This is a genomic window from Allobosea sp. Tri-44 (assembly GCF_004123845.1).
Taxonomy (GTDB): Bacteria; Pseudomonadota; Alphaproteobacteria; order Rhizobiales; family Beijerinckiaceae; genus Allobosea.
On the sequence record NZ_NBDP01000065.1, the window covers coordinates 1 to 1,537 of the forward strand.

Sequence of the window (1,537 nt, forward strand, 5' to 3'; positions counted from 1 at the left end):
GATGTCGTTGAAAAAGTCGGCCTGGAGAGCGACGCGAGAGCGTTTCGGATTTGGCCGATCGAACCTCGGCCTCTCATGCCGGCCTGAGCTGCGGTCCCTTCGGCAGGAGCTTGGCGAGTTTCCTGAGGTTCTGGGCTGCGGCGGCCAGGTGGAACTCGTCTCTGGCGCCGTTCGGTCCGCGTAATCGTAGCCGATCGAGCCTCAGGATGCGCTTGAGATGGGCGAAGAGCATCTCGACCTTCTTCCGCTCTCGCCGCGAGGTGACGTAGGCATCGGTCTCGGCGAGGTCCCTGGCCATGTCGCGGGCGCCCTCGTGGATCGAGCGCAGGATCTTGCGGACGGGCATGTTGGGCGAGCACTGCGGCTTCAGCGCGCAGGCGTCGCAGTCGAACTTGCTGGCGCGGTAACGCATCATGCCCTCGTCATCGACGAGCGGCCGCGGCGTTCGATAGGCCTTCTGCCGCGGTCTGAGCTCCTTCCCGCCTGGGCAGGTGTAGAGATCGCGGGCGTGGTCGTAGGCGAAGTCGGAGCGGCTGAAGGTGCCGTCGCTGCGCTGGGATTTGTCGAACACTGGGATATGCGGCTCGATCCCGCGTTCATGGACCAGCCAGGCGAGGTTCTCGGCCGAGCCGTAGGCGCTGTCGGCAGCCAAGCGCGCCGGCCAGAGGCTGAAGCGCTCCTGCGTCCGCTCGAGCATGGTCCGGGCCGAGCCGACCTCGGCCTGCCGGATGGCGCGGCTGGCCTCGACATCGACGATGACGGCGTGGTCGAGGTCGATCAGATAGTTGGTGGCATAGGCGAAGAAGGCATGGCCCTTCAGGGCGCCGGTCCATTGCGCCGCCGGATCGGAGCGCGAGATGAACTTCGGCTTCGCCTCGCTGGCGGCGCCCCAGGCGGCATCGTCGAGCGTGTCGAGATACTCGCGCACCGCGCGCCGCGTCCGGGCGAGATCGTCCCAGTCGACCGGCTCGGAGGCTTCCGCCGAGCGCTGCCTGTTGGCATCGGCCTTGATCAGGCTGGCATCGACCGCGAAGCCTTCGCCGCCGACGAGCCCCTCCGCGATGCAGCGCCGCACGGTCGTCTCGAACAGCTCGCGCAGGAGATCGCTCTCGCGGAAGCGGCCATGCCGGTTCTTCGAGAAGGTCGAATGGTCGGGCACGTCGCCCTCGAGCCCGAGCCGACAGAACCAGCGATAGGCCAGGTTCAGATGCACTTCCTCGCACAGGCGCCGCTCGGAGCGGATGCCGAAGCAGTAGCCGATGAGCAGCATCCGGATCATCAGTTCCGGGTCGACCGAGGGCCGCCCTACCTCGCTGTAGAACGGCCGCAGATGCGCGCGGATATCCGAGAGATCGACGAACCGGTCGATGGCGCGCACCCAATGACCGTCCGGGACGTGACGCTCCAGGCTGAATTCGTAGAACAGCGCTTCCTGCGCCACCTGTCGCTCGCCCATCATCGCGCCGCCCTCCGCCCAAGGACGACTGAATCAGGACTTCACCACCTCAGCAATGCCGACTTTTTCAACGACATCGGC

Annotated in this window: 1 protein-coding gene; it reads right to left on the reverse strand. The window is 66.5% G+C overall.

Going from position 1 to position 1,537, the window contains the following annotated elements; genetic code table 11:
* Positions 1–73: 73 nt before the first annotated feature.
* The gene (locus tag B6S44_RS28795; RefSeq protein WP_129160445.1) at positions 74–1,459 is read right to left on the reverse strand and encodes an IS1182 family transposase; all 1,386 of its coding nucleotides are present in this window, start codon (positions 1,457–1,459) and stop codon (positions 74–76) included.
* Positions 1,460–1,537 lie beyond the last annotated feature (78 nt).